We start from the raw sequence: 15,970 nt of genomic DNA, 5'->3' as shown, positions 1-15,970 counted from the left end.
CTCAATCGCGGTGGCCGTGCCGGTCATGTCTGTCATGCCGGTCGTGCTTGTCATGGCCCCGGCCGCGACCGCGGTCATGGTCGTGATGATGGTCATGGCGGTCACGCCAGTGCGGCGGCGGGCGATGCGCGACGACGTGGCTGCGGTACCAGCCGTCTTCCACGAAGTAGACCGGATGGCCGCAGGCGCCGTAGCTGCCACAGTAGCGGCGCCAGTTGCTGCGGTGCGCAGGCGGTACCCACAGGTAGACCGGATCGCGGTAGGCCGGACGGCCTACGTACACCGGTTGGGGCGCGATCAGCACGGGCTGCGGGTAGCGGCCGATGTCTACACGGCCGTAGATGCCGGGCTGGCTGAAGCCGATGGAGACGCCGACGTCGGCTGCGCGTGCAGCGGCCGTGGCGGCCAGTGCGGCCATGCCGACCAGCAGCGGCGCGAGCCAGCGGGAGAGGCGGTAGCGGTAGCGGTTGGGGTTGTGGGTGGTCATGGCAATCCTTTCCGGTGGCGATTCCGCCAGGCCGATATTGAACGTGCCAGCCGGCGTCCGGTTGGCCGCCATGTCGTAACAAAGTTCAGTGTCGGCGCCGTCCTACAAATGCGTCCCTCACCTTCCGACGCCGGCCCAGCCGGCCGGGCGGCAAGCTAACAGGCTGATGTACCGGAACCTTTCATGAGCGATCTGCCGCCCGTCCAGGAGTCAGCGCGCGCCGCACCGGCTGGCGCTCTGGCGCTAGCGCTGGCGCAGAACGCGCGCTTCCTGGAGCGTTGCAGCCGCCTGGCCGGTGTGGGCGCCTGGGAGTGGGAGCCGGATTCCGAGGCGTTGGTGATGTCGGATTCCGCTTGCGAGCTGCTTGGCCTGGCCGCCGGACGGGTGCCCACGCTGGCGGATCTGCTGCATCGCTTCGGTCCCGATGGCAGCGCCATGCTGGACGCGGCGCTGCAGCGCGCGGCGGTCGAAGGCCAGGGCTGGGACGTCGAGCTGCCTTGCGATGCCGGCCCGCGCGGACAGCGGGTGCTGCGCGTGGTGGGCGGTCCGGATGGCGCCGGCAGCGCACCACGCATCGGCGTCGTCATGCTGGACGTCACCGAGCCGGCCGCCGTGCGCGCCGAGCTGGAGCGCACGCTGGACCGGCTGGCCCTGGCCACGCATGGCGGCGGCATCGGCGTATGGGACCTGGATCTGCGTGCCCGTGAACTCGCCTGGGACGAGATCATGTGGCGCCTGCACGGCGAGGCGTCGCACGGCCATCGCATCGAGCCGCGCGGATGGCGCCGCCGCCTGCACCCCGACGACCGCCGCCCCGCCGTGCGCGCGCTGCGCGAGGCGTTGCAGGGCGGCTCGCAGCTGGCCGGCGAGTGGCGCGTGCTGTGGCCCGATGGCAGCGAGCATGTGTTGCGCGCGTCCGCCCGTGTGCTGCGCGACGCCGGCGGCCGGCCGCTGCGGCTGGCGGGCGTGTGCCTGGACGTCAGCGAGCAGCGCCGCCTGCAGCGCGAGCTGCGCGAGCAGCGCGAACTGCTGGAGGTCACTCTGCATTCCATCGCCGACGCGGTGCTGACCACCGACGCCGAGGGCCGCGTCAGCTGGATGAACCCAGTGGCGCGCCGGCTCACCGGGTGGACGGTCGAGGAGGCCCACGGTCGGCCGTCGGACGAGGTGTTCCAGGCGTGGCGCGAGGACGGGCAGGAACGGCTGCCCGACCCGGTGCGCCAGTGTCTGGACAGCGGCGAGCCCACGCAACTGCAGACTGATGCGGCACTGCTGGGGCGCGATGGTCAGATGCTGGCCGTGGACGACTCCGTCGCGCCCATCCGCGATGCGGCGGGCCGGGTGCTCGGCGCGGTGCTGGTGTTCCGCGACGTGACGCAGCAGCGCCGCCAGTTCGACGAGATCCGCTGGCGCGCCAGCCACGACGGGCTGACCGGGCTCGTCAACCGCGGCGAGTTCGGCCAGCGCCTGGCACGCACCTTCGAGCGCGCGTGCCGCGACGGCAGCCATCACGTCGTGCTGGCTTTCGACCTGGACCGCTTCAAGCTCGTCAACGACCACTGCGGCCACGCCGCGGGGGACGAGGTGCTCAGGCAGGTTGCGCGCCGCCTGGAGGCAGGCGTGCGTGCGCGCGACACCGTGGCGCGGCTGGGCGGCGACGAGTTCGCCGCCATTCTTGAAAACTGCTCGCTGGAAGAGGCGCTGCACGTCGCGCAGAAGCTGTGCGATGCGCTGGACCAGTACCGCCACGTGGAGGGCGAGCAGAGTTTCCGCATCGGCGTCAGCATCGGCGTGGCACCGCTGGACGACCGCTGGGCCGACGCCGAGGCGGCGCTGCGCGAGGCCGACGCGTGCTGCATGATCGCTAAGGAGCAGGGCCGCAACCGCGTGCAGGTCTGGGCGCGGGACGACGCCGCGCTGCGCAGCCATCAGAGCGAGCACCGCTGGGCCACGCGGCTGCAGCAGGCGCTGGACGAGGACCGTTTCGAGCTGGACCTGCAGCGCGTGTTGCCGGCCCAGGGCACCGAAGACGACGGCCGGCTGCGCGGCGAGCTGCTGCTGCGATTGCGCGAGCGCGATGGCAGCCGCGTGCTGCCGGGCGCGTTCATGCCGGCGGCGGAGCGCTTTCACATCGCGCCGCGCTTGGACCGCTGGGTGCTGCGCCAGGCGGTGGAGCTGCTGCAGCGCGAGAGCGGCCCGCCGATCGCGTCGCTGGCCGTCAACGTGTCCGCGCTGACGCTGCAGGACGCCGCCTTCCACCAGGAAGCGCGCGCGCTGCTGCAACAGCTGGGGCCACAGCGCGCCTCGGCGCTGTGCCTGGAGATCACCGAGACCGCCGTCATCACGCGGCTGGCCGACGCGGCCCGCTTCATCACGCAGATGCGCGCTTTGGGCGTGCGCATTGCGCTGGACGATTTCGGCGCTGGCGCGTCGTCATACAGCTACCTGAAGGCGCTGCCGGTGGATGTGCTGAAGATCGACGGCCAGTTCGTTCGGGCGCTGATGACGGACAAGCTGGATCAGGTGGCCGTGCGCAGCTTCGTCGACGTGGCCCGCACGCTGGGGTTGACGACCGTGGCCGAATGCGTGGAAACGCCCGACGTGCTGCTGGAGCTGGTGCGGTTGGGTGTGGGCGAGGTGCAGGGCTATCTGCTGCACCGCCCCGAGCCGGTTGCCGCCGTGCTGGCGGCGGAAGCGGTGTCGGTGTTCTAGCGGGGCCGAACGTCGCGCGCGACGACTGCGGCGGTGGCCGTTGCGGCTGCGGAAGGGGCGCTAGCGGGATGGTCGCGACCATCAGCAACTGCGCGCAACGACACCTGCAGGCCGCGCGCAATCTGTGTGCGCCATTGCTTCATGTCGCTCAGCATGTCGGCGCTGTCAGCGTGCCATGCGGCACTGCCCAGCAGCGCTGCGGTGATGGCCAGCAGCGCCAGCATCTGCGCGCGGCGACTGCCGCGTGACGGCGGCGAAAAGTCGTGCGACACGACCGGCCCGGTGAGGGTGTGGTTGTTGAGGTTTTGAGCGGACATGGTGCACTCCTGGCAGGGCGACCGTGCGTCACGGTGCGCTGTCAGTGTGGCTGCGCACGCTGGTGCAGCCTGTCGGCGCCCACAGGCTCGCCCTGTAGGAATTCAGGAAATCGTGGCGGGGCCGGGGCTGTCCGGCGCATCCAGGCTGGCACGGCGCGGCAGCCGCGCCAGCACGAGCGTGCCACGACCCGGCGCGGACAGCAGTTGCAGCGTGCCACCCAGGCTTTCGATGCGGTGGCGCATGCCCAGCAGGCCGTGATGCCCCGAGCCCACGGCCTCGGGATCGAAACCTTGCCCGTCATCGCGGATCTGCAGTTGCAGCCAGCCGTCGGCCTCGCCCAGCGTCACGCGGACCTGCTGGGCCTTGGCGTGGCGCAGCACATTGGTCAGGGCCTCCTGCACCAGCCGGTACAGGGCCAGGCGGTCGGCATCGTCGGTGGGGCTTTCGGCCAGATCCAGGTGGAGCTGCAGGCCGGAGCGCTGCGAGAACTCGCTGGTCAGGATTTCCAGCGCCGGGATCAGGCCCAGGTTGGACAGCGCCGATGGGCGCAAGTCTTCGATGATGCGGCGCTTCAGCGCGATGCCCTGGTCGAGCAGCTCGCTCATGTGCTTGAGCCGCTCGTCGATCTCGGGCGCAGCTGTCTTGGTCATGCGCCGGATGCGAGCGACGTCCAGCTTGGCAGCGGTGAGCAGCGCACCCAGTTCGTCGTGCAGTTCGCGCGCCAGGCGGGCGCGCTCGTCTTCACGCACGGTCTGCAGATGGCGGGCCAGCTCGCTGAGTTCGGCGGTGCGGCGGGCAACCTCGCGGTCCAGCCGGTCGCGTTCGCTGGCCAGCTCGGTGGCATGCTCGCGCCGCGCCTTGTGCAGCGCCTCGTTGCGGCGCAGGAAGATGGCCAGCCCGAACAGGCTCAGCAACGTCAGGCCGTGCACGCCCAGGCGGCCGTAGGTCAGCGACTTGAAGACGGCCTCGCGCTCGCGGGCGATCTGGTCCAGCTCGTGGCGGTCCAGTTGCGCCACCGCGTCGCGCACCGCCTGCATCTTCTCGCGGCCGATGTCGGATTCGACCAGCCCCTGCCAGGCCGGCGCATTGCCGTCGCGGTACAGCTTGACGACCAACTGCAGCTCAGACAACTTCTCGTTCGCCCGCAGGCTGGCGTCGTTGACCAGCGCCGCCCAGGCCGAGCTTTCGTACTGGCCGCGCAGCCGGGACAGCACGGCCGGCAGCTCGCGCTCCGCCTGCTGCACGGGGGCCAGGTAGTCGTCCCGACCGGTCAGCAAGAAGCCCCGCTGCCCGGTTTCGGCGGTGGTCAGCAGCTCGCGCAGGCGCAGGCTGTCGTCGCGCGCCGAGTGGCGCACCTGGGATTGCTTCAGCGCTTGATCGGCGCCGGAAAAGGCGGCCTCGCCCACGCCCATGACGGCCGCCGCGGCGAGCGCGGCAAAACCCACGGCCAGCCCACGGTTGCGTGCGGCGCCCTCCAGCAAGGGATCGAGATGACGCAGCACCGTCAGGCGCTCAGCTCGCTGCGGCAGGGGGGCGGGGAGGGACATGTTCGGCGAGTTCGGCGCAGTAGCTGATGAGGTCGTCCAGTTCGCGGCTCTTGTCGAACACGCGTTCGGCGCCGAGGCTGGCGCAGCGGCGGCGCATCTCCTCGGTGGCGTAGTTGGTCAGCACCACGCGGCGTGCACGTACGCCGAGTTGCTGGGCGGCCTGCAGCACGCCCAGCCCGGTGCCAGAGCGCAGAAACACGTCGACGATGAAGAGATCCGCGTTGGCGTCGGGATCCCGACTCATCCAGCGCACGGCGCCGGCCTCGTCGGGTACGGAGCCCACCACCTCGACCTGCGCCAGCTCTTCCAAGGTGGCGACGAGGTTCTCCAAGATGACCGGGCTGTCTTCGACGATGAAGGCTTTGAGTGCTGGCATGGCCCGACGATTCAGCGGCATGGCGCGATGGGTTCGAGTATGGACCGCTTCAGCGTCGGGCTGGCTGCGCCAGCAACGCGTCACGTTGTAGGAATAGTCCTATGGCGCGACTTTTTACTGAGGCTGACGGACCAGGATGTCGTTGCGCACGGCAACAACGCCCGAGGTTTCGCGGGCCAGCTTTTCCGCCGTGGCGCGCTCTTCGCCGCTCTTGGCGAAGCCGGACAGCTGGACCGTGCCCTTCAGCGTCTCAACGCTGATGGCCATAGCGCTGACGACCGGGTCGGCGGCGAACTTGGACTTGACGCGAGTGGTCAGCGTGGCGTCGTCAATGTAGGAACCGACGGTCTGCTGCTTGCTGGACACGGCGCAGCCGGTGGTGGTGGCCAGCGTGGCGACCAGGGCGGTGGCGAGGGCGAGGGACAGGACGGGCTTCTTCATGATGTTTCTCCTTGTTGGGCGGCTCGCAGCCGCTGGAGTGAACTATCGAAGCCGGGGCGGGTCGCCGGAATAGTCCCGCGGCTTGGGGCTCTGTCAGACACCGCTGGCACGTTTGTAGGACATCGGCCGCTGGAGAGCGTCGCTCCCGGCTGTTACGCTGAATCATCATCTCTACCAAAGCGACACCATGATCCGCATCGGCATCGTTGACGACCACGCCATCGTGCGTACCGGCCTGCGTCAGTTCCTGTCCGACCATGTGGACCTTCGCGTGACCGGCGAAGGCAGCAGCGGCCATGAGGCGCTGGACATGGCCCGCAAGGGCGACGTGGATGTCCTGCTGTTGGACATCTCCATGCCCGACCAGAGCGGCGTGGATGCGCTGGCCGCCATCAAGGCCCGCTTCCCGGAACTGCCCGTTCTGATCCTCAGCGGCTTCCCCGAGGCCCACTACGCGACGACATTGTTGCGCCAGGGTGCCAGCGGCTACCTGAACAAAGAGTGCGACCCGGACGAGATCGCCAACGCGATCCGACTGGTGGCGCGGGGCCGGCGCTACATCAGCCCGGCGGTGGCTGAGCAACTGGCCGACAGCGTGGTCGGCGGCAGCGGTGCCGGCGGGGCCACCGACAAGCCGTTGCACGAGGCGCTGTCGGAGCGCGAGTTCCAGGTCTTCCTGCGGCTGGCGCAGGGCGAGACCGTGGGCCACATCGCCGAGGCGCTCTTCCTCAGCGTGAAGACCGTCAGCACCTACCGAACCCGCGTGCTGGAGAAGCTGAAGCTGGCTACCAACAGCGACCTGACCTACTACGCGCTGAAGAACGGGCTGATTCAGTAATCGCGGCAGGCCCTGCGGGGCCCTCACGAACAAAAGCCCCCGCGGCGTGCGCCGAGGGGGCTTTTGTTCGTGAGCCGGGAGGTATCAGTAGGGTGGACGGTAGGCGTCCTCTTCCACGTCGACCAGTGCCCACGGCTGAGCAGACTCGTAGCCGAGCACGGGATCGACGACGGGCTTGGCATGGCCGCCGGGCCAGAAGCGCGTCAGCGCCGTCAACAGCGGGTGCCCGGCGCCAGCGGGCTGCATCGTGGACTCGTAAGTGCTGCTGAGGTCGGCCATGTCGGGGCTCCGGGTGCTGGGATTTGTTGTCGCTCAGCATCGGCGAGCCTTGCCCCGATTCGCATCGGTGTCCGGCGCGTCGGCGTGTCGGAATTGGCTGACACGCCACCAAAGTTTGGTTTCACTTGCGCCGCCTGAGCGGCCGCTCTCACCCTTGCGAGACCCCCGGCTCGGCCATCAGAACGCCCTTGCCGGCGCGCGTCGCCTCGTGCAGCGCCACACCGGCGCGGCGCTGAAGGTCGGCCAGGCCGCGGTCGCCTGGGCGCAGGCGGGCCCAGCCGGCGCTGAATGACGGCTGCAGGCCTAGCTCCATCTGCGCGCGTTCGGCCAGCGCGACCCGCAGCCGGCGATCCAGCGCCTGCGGGCCCTCGGGGAGGCAACGTGCCATCAGCACGCCGAACTGCGCGCCGTCCAGCCGCCCGGCCAGATCGCCCAGCCGCATCTGCGCCTGCACGCAGGCCGAGAACAGCACCAGGGCGCGGTCGGCGAATTCGGCGCCGTGCTCGACACGCAGCGTCGCGAAGTCGTCCAGCTCCATGACCACCAGCGCCAGCGGCTCGTCGTAGCGGCGCGCCATCGACAGCAGCTCCACGGAGCGCTTGTCAAAGGCGCTGGCGTCCATCAGCCCGGTGATGCCGTCGGTCTGCGCCAGCCGCGCCAGCTCAGCCTCGGTCTGGCTGCGCCAGGCCAGCAGCAGCATGGGCAGCGTCAGCAGCAGCGCCAGCTGGCCGGCCAGGCCCAGCAGCAGGTCGGGCAGGGCCGTGTCGGCACCGGTGCGGCCCAACACCACGGCACGCCAGGCCAGCGCTGCCAGCAGCGGCAGCACCGCGGCCAGGCCCAGCCAGCGCCAGCGCCGCGCGTTCAGGCCTTGCAGCACGGGGCTGCGACCGGGGCGTGCCAGCAGCGTGCCCAGCCAACCCAGCTGCGCGGCCAGCACCGCGTCGGCCAGCGCCAGCGCCAGCACGCGGTCGTTCCACAGCAGCGCATGCAGGCCCATGATCAGCAGCGGCGCCGCGCCCATGGCCTGGCGGCCGGGCTGCGGCACGAACCACAGGCCCAGCGCCCACCACAGTGCCGACAGCCCCGCGCTGACCGCGGCCAGCCCGACCACCTGCGCGCCCAGCGGCGCGTCCAGCCGGCCGCCGAACATCGGGCCCAGCAGCACCAGGCCGGCGGCCATCACCAGCAGCGCGCCCTGAGCCCAGCGCCCGCCCGCGTGCGCGCTGCGGCCGCCGATGAACGCGACCAGCACCAGCGCCGCGGCCATGGCCTGCAGCGGCATCAATGCGAACAGCGCTTCGGTGAAAGTCATTTTTTGACGGGGATCGGCATCTCGCGCGCCACTGGCACCGCCGTCACGCTGTTCTGCGGCGAGCCGTCGATGAGGCGGTCCGAGTAGGTCAGGTAGACCAGGGTGTTGCGCTTCACGTCCACCATGCGGACGATGCGCAGCCGCTTAAACACCAGCGAGATACGCTCGTTGAACACCTCCTCCTGCGCCGGCAGCGGCTGGCTGATCTGCAACGGGCCCACCTGGCGGCACGCGATGGAGGCCTCGGCCTTGTCCTCCGCCAGCCCGATGGCGCCCTTGATGCCGCCCGTCTTGGCGCGCGACACGTAGCAGGCAACACCCGAGACCTTCGGGTCGTCGTAGGCATCCACAACGATCTTGTGGTCGGGGCCGATCAGCTTGAAGGCGGTGTCGACCGCGCCGATGGGTTCGGCGCCGGCCGCCGAGGCCAGCACCAGCAGGAGGAGAGAGGCGTGCTTCATCGGCCCAGTCTAGGGCCTGCGCAGCGCACTGGCGCCGGGTGCCAGCCCGTCAGCACCGGCTGCCGCCAGCGATACAAAACGAAATCTAATGAAATCAAGCAAGCGCTTGATTGCCGGCTACAGTGCGCGCCCATGCCCACCTCCCGCAAAACGTCCAAACGCCTCGCCGCCCAACGGCCGGCTGCCCAACGCCCGGCCGCCGCGGCCCGGCCGGGCGCCGGCCGCCGCGCCAAGCGGGACGCCGTTGACGCGCGCGCCGCCCTGCTCAGCGCAGCCACGCGCCTGTTCGCCGAGCAGGGCATCGCCGTGACGACCACCCGCGAGATCTGCGCCGCCGCGGGCCTGAACCCCGGCGCCATCCACTACCACTTTGGCGACAAGGACGGCCTGTACCGCGCCGTGCTGACCGATCCCATCGAACAGCTGAATGCCGAGCTGGCCGGCTTCGACGACCCGGCGCTGCCGCTGCGCGACATGCTCAAGCGCGTGCTGCTGCCGTTCATGGCCGATGACGACCACCCGGACGAGCGCGCGTTGATGCAGCTGTTCCTCAACGAGATGCAGCGGCCCAGCCCGGTGTTCTCGCAGGTCTTCCGCGAGTTGATCGCGCCGGTGCACGAGCGCATGGCCGTGGTGCTGGCGCGCCACATGGGCCTGGACGCGCCTGACGCCAGCGTGAACCAGCTGCTGTACGGCCTGCAGGCGATGGCGCACGACTACTGCCTGAGCCGCCCGCTGATGGACCTGATGACGCCCGGCTGGCTGGACACGCCCGGCGCGCTGGACGCCGTCGGCGAGCGCCTCGTCGACTGGGGCCTGGTGCTGATCGAGCACGAGAAGCGCCGCCGCAGCGCGACCCAGAAAACACCCAAGAAGACCGCCCGATGACACGCTTGCTTTCAAGACCGCTCCCGATTGCCGCCGTGCTGCTGCTGCTGCTGGCTGGCTGCGCCACCCCGCGGCAGCCGGCCAGTGAGCCGCCCGCGCGGCTGCCCGCCGCGTGGCTGGCGGCGCAAGTCGATCCTGCCGGTTCGGCCCTCGCGCCTTCCTGGTGGCGGAGCCTGGGCGACCCCGCGCTGCCCGGCCTGGTCGACAAGGCCTGGTTGCAGAGCCCAACACTCGCCCAGGCCCGCGCGCGGCTGGCCCAGGCGCAGTCGCAGCGCCAGGCGGCCCAGGCCGCGCTGGGCCCAGGCCTGCAGACGCAGCTGGCGCCCAGCCGCGGCCAGATGGCGCCGCCGCTGACGCCCAGCACCGCCGCCACCTGGACGGTGCAGTCGCGCTGGGAGATCGACCTATTCGGCAGCGCCCGTGCCGCGCGCGATGCGGCCGGCGCCCGGGCCGATGCTGCGGGCCTGACGCTGACGCACGCCCGCCAGACGCTGGCCGTGGAGGTGGCGCAGGCGTTGTTCGCGTGGCGCCATGCCGACGCGCAGCTGACGCTGGCACGCGCCGACGAGGCGCTGGCTGGGCGGCTGGCGCGGGCCGACAGCGAAGCCGCGCAGGCCGGAACGCTCAGCCCCGCGCAGGCCGCGCTGGGCCAGACGCTGGCCGCCAATGCCCGAGCCGCCACGGCGGCCTGGGTGGAGCAGCGCGGCAGCTGGCTGCAGACGCTGGCCCAACTGGTGGCCGACGACGCCACCGCCATCGCGGCGCAGCTGGGCAGCCAGCCGCTGCCGCAGCCGCAGGCGCTGGTCGTCGACGTGCTGCCCGCCACACTGCTGGAGCGCCGCGCCGACCTGGCCGCCGCGTTGCGCCAGTGGCAGGCCGCCGCGCTGGACGCACACGGCCAGGCCATCGCCGAGCGCGCGCCGCAGCTGAGCTTCTCGGCGCTGGTGGGCCGTGGCCGCTGGCAGGTGGACGGTGCGAATCTGACGGGCTCGATCTGGAACCTGGCGCCTACGCTGACGCTGCCGCTGTTCGACGGCGGTGGCCGCTCCGCGGCGACGGCCGGCGCACGCGCCCAGGAAGACGAGGCCCGTGCGGGTCTGGAGGCGCAGTGGCGCGGCGCGGTGGCCGAGGTGGAGCAGGCGTTGCTGCGCTGGCAGGCCGCTACCGCCAGCCGCCGCGAGGCCGAGATCACGCGCGGCCACTGGCGGCGCATCGCCGACGCCAGCCAGGCCCAGGCCCGCGCCGGCCTCATCAGCGGCCAGGCGTTGGCCCGGGATGAGCGCAATGCCGTGGTGGCCGCCAGCGCCGCGCTGGATGGCGCCCGCGAGCAGACCGCCGCCTACCTGCAACTCGTCCGCGCCCTGGGTGGTGGCTGGACCGCGAACAAGATTTGAGAAACGACGACCCCATGAAGATCAAGAAGCCGTCCCTCCCCATCGTCGCCAGCACCATGCTGCTGGCGATGCTCGCCGCCGCACTGCTGTTGGCGCTGCAACCCGCCGACGCTGCCGATGCGGCTGACAAGGCCACGGCGCCCAAGCCGGCGCTGACCGTGGCTGCCGTGCAGCCGCGCAGCGAGACCTGGCCCCGCACACTGTCCGCCAACGGCAGCCTGGCCGCGTGGCGCGAGGTGCAGGTGGGCACCGAGGCCAGCGGCCAGCGCATCGAGACGGTGGCCGTGGACATTGGCCAACGCGTCAAGAAAGGGCAGTTGCTGGCGCAACTCGCGTCCAGCAGCCTGAGCGCCGAGCTGGCCGCCAGCAAGGCGGCGCTGCTGGAGGCACAGGCCGCCGCGCAGGACGCAGCCGCCAACGCGGCGCGGCTGAGGAGCCTGGCCGGCACCGAGGCCGTCAGCGCGCAGCAGGTGGACCAGGCGACGGCCGCCGACGCGACGGCACGGGCCCGCGTGGCTGCGGCGCAGGCGCGTGTGAAGGCCGACGAGCTGCGGCTGTCGTTCACGCGCGTGGTGGCACCGGCCGATGGCGTCATCGCCACCAAGGAGGCCGTCGAAGGCGCGTTGCCGCAGCCGGGCCAGACGCTGTTCACGCTGATCCGAGACGGCCGCCTGGAGTGGCGTGCCGAGGTGCCGGGTGCCGATCTGGCCGCGCTGTCGCCGGGCCAGAAGGCGCGCATCACGCCGGCCGGGGGCGCGGCCGTGGACGGCAAGGTGCGCCTGGTGGCACCCACCGTGGACCCCGCCACGCGCATGGGCCGCGTGCTGGTGGACGTGCCGGCCGCAGGTGCGGCGCGCGCGGGCATGTTCGCGCGTGGCGAGTTCGTGCTGGGAGAGGCGCCGGTGCTGACGCTGCCGCAGGGCGCGCTGCTGCTGCGCGACGGCTTCGCCTACGTGTTCCGCATCGAGGGCACCAAGGTGCGCCAGCTCAAGGTGGAGGCCGGCCGCCGCCAGGGCGACCGCGTCGAGATCCGCGCGGGCCTGAAGGCTGGTGAGGCCGTCGTGCAGCAGGGTGTGGGCTTCCTGGCCGACGGTGACACCGTCAAAGTCACCGCGGCCAAGTAAGAGGACAGCATGTTCAATTTTTCTGCCTGGGCGATACGCCAGCCCATCCCCGCCATCCTGCTGTTCATCATGCTGACGGCGGCGGGCCTGCTGGGCTTTCGCGCGATGAAGGTGCAGCAGTTCCCCGACATCGAGCTGCCCACCATCATGGTCACCACCAGCCTGCCCGGAACCGCGCCGGCGCAGATGGAGACCGAGGTTGCACGCAAGGTCGAGAACGCCATTGCGACCGTGCAGGGCCTGAAGAACCTCTACACCAAGGTGCAGGACGGCACGGCCACCATCACGGCCGAGTTCCGCCTGGAGAAGCCCGCGCAGGAGGCGCTGGACGATGTGCGCAGCGCCGTGCAGGGCGTGAGGGCCGACCTGCCCGCCGACCTGCGTGATCCGGTCATCACGAAGATGAATCTCAGCGGTGCGCCCATCCTGACCTACACGGTCTCGTCCCAGGGCATGGACGACGAGGCGCTGTCTTGGTTCATCGACAACCAGGTCACCAAGCGCATGCTGGCCGTGCGTGGCGTGGGCTCGGTGGCGCGTGTGGGCGGTGTGTCGCGCGAGGTGCGCGTGGAGCTGGACCCGGCGCGGCTGCTGGCGCTGAACGCCAGTGCCGCCGACGTGTCGCGTCAGCTGCGTCAGACGCAGCAGGAGGCCCCGGGCGGTCGTGCCAACCTGGGCGGCGCCGAGCAGAGCGTGCGCACCATCGCCACGGTGGGCAACGCGCAGGAGCTGGCCGCGCTGGAGATCCTGCTGTCCGACGGCCGCCATGTGCGGCTGGACCAGGTCGCCACGGTCAGCGACACGACGGCCGAACAGCGCTCCGGCGCGTTGCTGAACGGCCAGCCGGTCGTCGGCTTCGAGATCACACGCACCCGCGGTGCTGGCGAGGTGGATGTGGCTGAGGGCGTGCGTGCGGCCATCGAGGAGTTGAAGGCTGCGCACACCGACATCACCGTCACAGAGGCATTCAACTTTGTGGACCCGGTCATCGAGAACTTTGACGGCAGCATGTCGTTGCTGCTGGAAGGTGCCTTCCTCGCGGTGTTGGTGGTGTGGGCCTTTTTGCGCGACTGGCGCGCCACCTTCGTCAGCGCGGTCGCGCTGCCGCTGTCGGCCATCCCGACCTTCGCCGTCATGCACTGGATGGGCTTCACGCTCAACGTCATCACGCTGCTGTCTCTGTCGCTGGTCATCGGCATCCTGGTGGACGACGCCATCGTCGAGATCGAGAACATCATGCGCCACCTGACGGCGGGCAAGTCGCCCATCGACGCGGCGCGCGAGGCGGCGGACGAGATCGGCCTGGCCGTCATCGCGACGACCTTCACGCTGATCGCGGTGTTCCTGCCGACGGCCTTCATGGCCGGCGTGCCGGGCAAGTTCTTCGTGCAGTTCGGCTGGACGGCGGCCATCGCCGTGTTCTTCAGCCTGGTGGTCGCGCGGCTGCTCACGCCCATGATGGCGGCCTACATCCTGAAGAAGCCGGCCAAGGACCACGGCGAGCCGTTCTGGATGGCGCGCTACCTGCAGCTGACGCGCTGGTGCCTGAAGCACCGCGGCAAGACGCTGGCCATCACCGCCGCGTTCGCGGTGGCCAGCTGCGCGCCGCTGTTCGCCGGCAAGATCGCTGGTGCCTTCATCCCGCCAGACGACCTCAGCCAGACGCAGGTGTCCATCCAGCTGGAGCCGGGCAGCACCTATGCCGACACGCTGAAGGTGGCTGTCGCCGCGCGCGATTCGGTGGCCAAGCACCCGCACGTGAAGATGGTCTACACGGCCATTGGCGGCGGCGCGGCGGGCTCGGACCCGTTCGCGGTGGGCGGTGCCGCCGAGGCCCGCAAGGCCACGCTGACGCTGAACCTGACGCCGCGCGGCGAGCGCAAGGGCACCAGCAAGCAGGACATCGAGCGCGAGCTGCGCGCCGCGGTGGAAGGCATTCCGGGCGCGCGATTCACGGTGGCTTTCGGCGGCTCCAGCGAGAAGTACGTGCTGGTGCTGGCCGGCGAAGACGGTGACGCGCTGCAGGCGCATGCGGCCAAGGTGGAGCGCGAGTTGCGCGCCTTGAGCGGCATCGGCCAGGTCACCAGCAGCTCGGCGCTGCAGCGGCCCGAGCTGATCGTGAAGCCCGACTCGGCGCGCGCCGCCGACCTGGGCGTCAGCACCGCGGCCATCGCCGAGACGCTGCGCATCGCCACGGCCGGCGACTACGACCAGCTGCTGCCCAAGCTCAATCTCGCCCAGCGCCAGGTGCCCATCGTCGTGAAGCTGCCCGAGGCCGCACGCAGCGATGCCGCGCTGCTGGGCCAGCTCAGCGTGCCGGGCGCGCGCGGCCCCGTGCCGCTGGAGCAGGTGGCCGACATCTCGCTGGGCACTGGCCCGGCGCAGATCGACCGCTACAACCGTGCCCGCAACGTCAACTTCGAGATCGAGCTGAACGGCCAGGCGCTCGGCGACGTGCAGCAGCGCGTGGCCGCGCTGCCCACGCTCACCAACCTGCCGCCCGGCATCATCAAGACCGAGATCGGCGACGCCGAGGCCTTCGCCGAGCTGAGCGCCAGCTTCCTGCTGGCGATGGGCACGGGCGTGGCCTGCATCTACATCGTGCTGGTGCTGCTGTTCCACGCGTGGGTGCAGCCGGTCACCATCCTGGGCGCGCTGGTGCTGTCCATTCCGGGGGCAATCCTGGCGCTGTTCGTGACAGGTACCGACCTGTCCATGCCGGCCATGATTGGCATGATCATGCTGATGGGCATCGCGACGAAGAACTCCATCCTGCTGGTGGAGTACGCCATCATGGCCGAGCGCGAGCACGGCATGACGCGCATGGAGGCGCTGCTTGACGCCTGCCACAAGCGCGCGCGGCCCATCGTCATGACGACGCTGGCCATGGGCGCCGGCATGCTGCCCATCGCGCTGGGCTTCGGCACGGATCCGTCGTTCCGCGCGCCGATGGCCATCGTCGTCATCGGCGGGCTGATCACCAGCACCTTCCTGAGTCTGCTGGTGATCCCGGTGCTGTTCACGCTGGTGGATGACATGATCCGCAAGCTGACGCCGAGGCGCTGGCGTCGCGATGAAGTTGCGGTGGGGGGCTGACGTGGACCAGGACCAGATCAAGGCCCTGTTCGACCAGCAGGCGACCAGCTACGACAAGCAGTGGGCCAGGACGGCGCCGATCCGACATTGCCTGCACCTGTTGCTGGACTCGCAGTTCGCGGCGTTGCCGGCGGATGCGCGGGTGTTGTGTGTCGGGCTGGGAACGGGTGCTGAGCTGGCGCACCTGGCGCTGAAGAACCCGGGTTGGCGCTTCACGGCCGTGGAGCCGTCGGCGGCGATGCTGGACCAGTGCCGGCGGCGCGCGGAGGAGGGCGGGTTCGCAGCGCGCTGCGAGTTTCACGAGGGCTATCTGGCGTCGCTGCCGGGGAGGGCGGCTCATGACGCGGCGACGTGTTTCCTGGTATCTCAGTTCATCCTGGACCGACCGGCGCGTGTCGCGTTCTTCCGTGGCATTGCGGATCGGTTGAAGCGGGGTGGGCTGCTGGCCAGCTCTGACCTGGCATCGGATGTGCGCTCACCGGCGTACGACGTGCTGATGGCGGCGTGGGTGCGGATGATGGCGGCGGCCGACGTGTCGCCGGAGGCCATGGCGCGCATGCGGCACGCTTATGCCCACGACGTCGGCGTGTTGCCGCCGACCGAGATCGCTTCAATGATCGCAGCGGGTGGCTTCGAGCCGCCGGTGCAGTTCTTCCAGGCAGGGCTGATCCACGGCTGGGTCTCGCAGCGGGGTTGA

Annotated in this window: 15 protein-coding genes; 7 read left to right on the top strand and 8 right to left on the bottom strand. The window is 70.6% G+C overall.

Going from position 1 to position 15,970, the window contains the following annotated elements:
- Position 1: 1 nt before the first annotated feature.
- Complete coding sequence (locus ACG02S_RS18800) at positions 2-487, bottom strand: hypothetical protein (protein ID WP_394472018.1); 486 nt, start codon at positions 485-487, stop codon at positions 2-4.
- A gap of 183 nt (positions 488-670) precedes the next feature.
- Between ACG02S_RS18800 and ACG02S_RS18795 the strand changes: the two genes are divergently transcribed.
- On the top strand, positions 671-3,199 hold the full coding sequence (locus tag ACG02S_RS18795; RefSeq protein WP_394472017.1) for an EAL domain-containing protein: 2,529 nt from the start codon (positions 671-673) through the stop codon (positions 3,197-3,199).
- Here ACG02S_RS18795 and ACG02S_RS18790 read toward each other — a convergent pair.
- The 4 genes from ACG02S_RS18790 to ACG02S_RS18775 all read right to left on the bottom strand — a co-directional run bounded on the left by ACG02S_RS18790 (position 3,196) and on the right by ACG02S_RS18775 (position 5,881).
- Positions 3,196-3,516: a hypothetical protein gene (locus ACG02S_RS18790; RefSeq protein ID WP_394472016.1), complete on the bottom strand. Its 321-nt coding sequence runs from the start codon at positions 3,514-3,516 to the stop codon at positions 3,196-3,198. The genes ACG02S_RS18795 and ACG02S_RS18790 overlap by 4 nt on opposite strands.
- 102 nt (positions 3,517-3,618) lie before the next feature.
- Positions 3,619-5,064: a CHASE3 domain-containing protein gene (locus tag ACG02S_RS18785; RefSeq protein WP_394472015.1), complete on the bottom strand. Its 1,446-nt coding sequence runs from the start codon at positions 5,062-5,064 to the stop codon at positions 3,619-3,621.
- Positions 5,030-5,440, bottom strand: coding sequence for a response regulator transcription factor (locus ACG02S_RS18780; RefSeq protein WP_394472014.1), 411 nt, complete (start codon positions 5,438-5,440; stop codon positions 5,030-5,032). The genes ACG02S_RS18785 and ACG02S_RS18780 overlap by 35 nt, the downstream gene beginning before the upstream one ends.
- A gap of 114 nt (positions 5,441-5,554) precedes the next feature.
- Entirely contained in the window at positions 5,555-5,881 is a 327-nt protein-coding gene (locus tag ACG02S_RS18775) for a BON domain-containing protein (protein WP_394472013.1), read from the bottom strand.
- A gap of 187 nt (positions 5,882-6,068) precedes the next feature.
- On the opposite strand from ACG02S_RS18775, the gene ACG02S_RS18770 reads away from it, so the two are divergent.
- Entirely contained in the window at positions 6,069-6,719 is a 651-nt protein-coding gene (locus ACG02S_RS18770; protein WP_394472012.1) for a response regulator, read from the top strand.
- A gap of 84 nt (positions 6,720-6,803) precedes the next feature.
- On the opposite strand, the gene ACG02S_RS18765 is transcribed toward ACG02S_RS18770, so the two are convergent.
- The 3 genes from ACG02S_RS18765 to ACG02S_RS18755 form a co-directional block, all read right to left on the bottom strand.
- A complete protein-coding gene (locus ACG02S_RS18765; RefSeq protein WP_394472011.1) occupies positions 6,804-6,998 on the bottom strand; it encodes a hypothetical protein in 195 nt (64 codons plus the stop codon).
- A 148-nt stretch (positions 6,999-7,146) separates the two neighbouring features.
- The gene (locus ACG02S_RS18760) at positions 7,147-8,310 is read right to left on the bottom strand and encodes a GGDEF domain-containing protein (protein WP_394472010.1); all 1,164 of its coding nucleotides are present in this window, start codon (positions 8,308-8,310) and stop codon (positions 7,147-7,149) included.
- On the bottom strand, positions 8,307-8,771 hold the full coding sequence (locus ACG02S_RS18755; protein WP_394472009.1) for a CreA family protein: 465 nt from the start codon (positions 8,769-8,771) through the stop codon (positions 8,307-8,309). The genes ACG02S_RS18760 and ACG02S_RS18755 overlap by 4 nt, the downstream gene beginning before the upstream one ends.
- A gap of 132 nt (positions 8,772-8,903) precedes the next feature.
- On the opposite strand from ACG02S_RS18755, the gene ACG02S_RS18750 reads away from it, so the two are divergent.
- The 5 genes from ACG02S_RS18750 to ACG02S_RS18730 are packed head-to-tail and all read left to right on the top strand — an operon-like array spanning position 8,904 to position 15,970.
- Complete coding sequence (locus ACG02S_RS18750) at positions 8,904-9,659, top strand: TetR/AcrR family transcriptional regulator (protein ID WP_394472008.1); 756 nt, start codon at positions 8,904-8,906, stop codon at positions 9,657-9,659.
- Positions 9,656-11,053, top strand: coding sequence for a TolC family protein (locus ACG02S_RS18745; RefSeq protein WP_394472007.1), 1,398 nt, complete (start codon positions 9,656-9,658; stop codon positions 11,051-11,053). Before ACG02S_RS18750 ends, ACG02S_RS18745 begins: the two co-directional genes overlap by 4 nt.
- Positions 11,054-11,067: 14 nt before the next feature.
- A complete protein-coding gene (locus ACG02S_RS18740; RefSeq protein WP_394472006.1) occupies positions 11,068-12,177 on the top strand; it encodes an efflux RND transporter periplasmic adaptor subunit in 1,110 nt (369 codons plus the stop codon).
- A gap of 9 nt (positions 12,178-12,186) precedes the next feature.
- Complete coding sequence (locus ACG02S_RS18735; protein ID WP_394472005.1) at positions 12,187-15,273, top strand: efflux RND transporter permease subunit; 3,087 nt, start codon at positions 12,187-12,189, stop codon at positions 15,271-15,273.
- A complete protein-coding gene (locus ACG02S_RS18730) occupies positions 15,251-15,970 on the top strand; it encodes a class I SAM-dependent methyltransferase (protein ID WP_394472004.1) in 720 nt (239 codons plus the stop codon). Before ACG02S_RS18735 ends, ACG02S_RS18730 begins: the two co-directional genes overlap by 23 nt.

This window comes from Pelomonas dachongensis, from assembly GCF_043555865.1.
GTDB classification, from domain to species: domain Bacteria; phylum Pseudomonadota; class Gammaproteobacteria; order Burkholderiales; family Burkholderiaceae_C; genus Pelomonas; species Pelomonas dachongensis.
Note: the sequence above shows the minus strand (reverse complement) of the source record. Positions and strands in the feature narration are given on the sequence as shown.